The organism is Frankia sp. CcCS3 (assembly GCF_977927575.1).
In genome coordinates, this window is the sequence record NZ_CDWRCL010000343.1 from 1 (window position 1) to 2983 (window position 2983).

A 2983-nucleotide genomic window follows, 5' to 3' on the forward strand; every position below is an offset into this window, starting at 1 on the left:
CGCTCTACGTCCTGCAGAACTTCATCGACGAGGTGGCGAACGAGGCGACCAGCGCCCGCCACGGGATCATCGGCGGCAGCAGCCTCGACCACACCCACTACCCGCTGACGTTCGTGCTGTTCCCCGGGGCCCGGATCACCGCGCGGCTGGAATACCGGGCGGACGTGGTCGCGGCGGAGCGGGCCGAGGCGCTGTTCGCCCGTCTCCTGGCCATGGTCGGCTCGCTGGCCGGTCACCTCGACGCGCCGGTGGGCTCCCTCGACCCGCTGCTGCCGGCCGAGCGGGCCCGGCTGGACCAGGTCTCGGCCCCGGCGCTGCCGATCGGCACGGACACCGTCGCCGACCTGCTCGCCGCGCGGGCCGCGCGGACCGGCGAGGCGGTCGCGCTGGTCCGCGGCGAGCAGCGGCTGACCTACCGCGACCTGGACGAGCGGGTGAACCGGCTGGCGCGGCTACTGATCGCGCACGGCGCCGGCCCGGAGACGGTGGTGGCGCTCGGGCTCGGCCGGACGGTCGACATGGTTGTCGCCCTGTTCGCCGTCCTGCGCACCGGCGCCGCCTACCTGCCGCTCGAGCTGGACCATCCGCCGGCGCGCCTGATGGAGATGGTGGCCGACGGGCGAGCCGCGCTGCTGGTCACGACCCGGGCCACCGGCCGCTACCTGGCCGGCGGCCCGGACGCCCCCAGCCCGTCGGACGCCGCCGGCGCGTCTGGCGGCCCGAGCTGGCTCGCGTTGGACGAGCGGGCCGTCGCCGCCGAGCTGGCCGCCACCCCGGCCGGCCCGCTGACGGGCGCGGAGCTCGGCGCCTTCGCCCGCGACCGCGCGGACCGGCTCGACCACCCGGCCTACGTCATCTACACGTCCGGTTCGACCGGCCGGCCCAAGGGCGTCGTCACGCCCTACCGCGGGCTGACGAATATGTGGCTCAACCACCGGGACGAGATCTTCACCCCGACGGTGGCGGCGGCCGGCGGGCGGCGCCTGCGGATCGCGCACACCGTCTCCTTCGCCTTCGACATGTCGTGGGAGGAGCTGCTCTGGCTCGTCGAGGGCCACGAGGTGCACATCTGTGACGAGAACCTGCGCCGGGACGCCGAGGGGCTGGTCGCCTACTGCGACCGCCACCGGATCGACGTCGTCAACGTCGCCCCGACCTACGCGGCCCACCTGTTCGAAGCCGGCCTGCTGGAGCGGACCGGCTCGGCCAGCGAGGCCGGGCCGGCCACCGGCGGCGACCCCGCGGACGGGCACCGGCCGGCCCTGGTCATGCTGGGCGGGGAAGCCGTGCCCGACTCCGTCTGGACCCGGCTGCGGACCACCGACGGGACGGCCGGCTACAACCTGTACGGGCCGACCGAGTACACGATCAACACCCTCGGGGCCGCGACGGCCGACAGCCCGACGCCGACCGTCGGGCGGCCGATCCGCAACACCTCCGTCTACGTGCTCGACCGCTGGCTGCGCCCGGCCCCGGACGGCGTCGCCGGCGAGCTGTACATAGCTGGCGACGGCCTGGCTCGGGGCTACCTCGACCAGCCCGGCCTGACCGCGGCCCGCTTCGTGGCCGACCCGGTCCGGCCGGGCGGGCGGATGTACCGCACCGGCGATCTGGTGGCCCGCCGCCCCGACGGCAACCTCGACTTCCTCGGCCGCACCGACGACCAGGTGAAGATCCGCGGCCACCGGATCGAGCTCGGCGAGGTCACCGCCGCCCTCGACGGCCACGAGGCGGTCAGCCAGTCCGCCGTGATCGCGGCGGCCGACCCGGCGACGCCGGGCGCGAAGCGCCTCGTCGCCTACGTCGTGCCGGCCGAGCCCTCGCCCGCCGAGGCGGCCGCGATCGAGGCCGACCAGGTCGGCGAGTGGCGTCAGATCTACAGCGACGAGTACGAGCGGATCCCGACCGCCGCGCTCGTCGAGGACTTCGCCGGCTGGGATTCCAGCTACGACGGGCAGCCGATCTCGCTCGAGCACATGCGGGAGTGGCGGGCGGCCACCCTCGACCGCATCCGGGCACTCGCGCCCCGGCGGGTGCTGGAGATCGGCGTCGGCACCGGCCTGCTGCTCGGCCCGCTCGCGCCCGAGTGCAAGGCGTACTGGGGCACGGACTTCGCCGCCCCCGTCATCGCGAAGCTGCGGGCCGAGCTGGCCACCGACCCGGACCGCTTCGGGCGGGTCGAGCTGCGCCACCAAGCGGCCCACCTGACCGAGGGGCTGCCCACCGGCTTCTTCGACACGGTCGTCGTCAACTCGGTGATCCAGTACTTCCCGAGCGCCGGCTACCTGGCCTCGGTGCTGCGGGGCGCGCTCGACCTGCTGGCCCCGGGCGGCTCGCTGTTCGTCGGCGACGTCCGGGACCTGGGCCGGTTGCGCGCCTTCCACAGCGCGGTCGAGCTGGCCCGCCCCGGCCCGCGGCCCGGGCCCGACCCGGCTCGGCTCGCGGCCGCCGTCGACCGGCGCCTCCTGCTGGAGAAGGAGCTGGTGGTCTCGCCGGCGTTCTTCCTGGACCTGGCGGCCCAGGCCGATCTCGAGGTGTCGGTCCGGGTCAAGCGGGGGCGCCACCGCGACGAGCTGACCCGGCACCGCTACGACGTGGTGCTGCGCCGACCCGCCCCGGTCGACGGCGCCCGGGCGGTGGAGCCGCTCACCCCGGCCTGGGACGTTCTGGCCTGGGACGTCGACGTGGACAGCGTGGAGGCACTCGGCGCGCTGCTCCGGGGCCGCCTGCCGGAGCGGGTCCGTCTGACCGCGATCCCGGACGCCCGGATCGCCGCCGAACTCGCCGCGGCCGGGCTTTGCACTGAGGCTGGGCTTTGCGCTGAGACCGGCGAGGCGGCCGCCGTCGACCCCCACGACGTATACGCGCTGGCCGATGCCCTGGGCTACGAGGCGGCCCTCGCGCCGCGACCCGGCGACCCCGGCCGGCTCGACGCCGTCTTCGTGCGCGGCTCGGGCCGCCCCGCCCTCCCGGTCACCCGGCC

General features: G+C 75.8%; 1 protein-coding gene. It reads left to right on the plus strand.

Going from position 1 to position 2983, the window contains the following annotated elements; all coding sequences use genetic code 11:
* On the plus strand, window positions 1–2983 hold a 2983-nt coding region (locus tag AC08OQ_RS18935; RefSeq protein ID WP_476612285.1), incomplete at both ends, for a non-ribosomal peptide synthetase.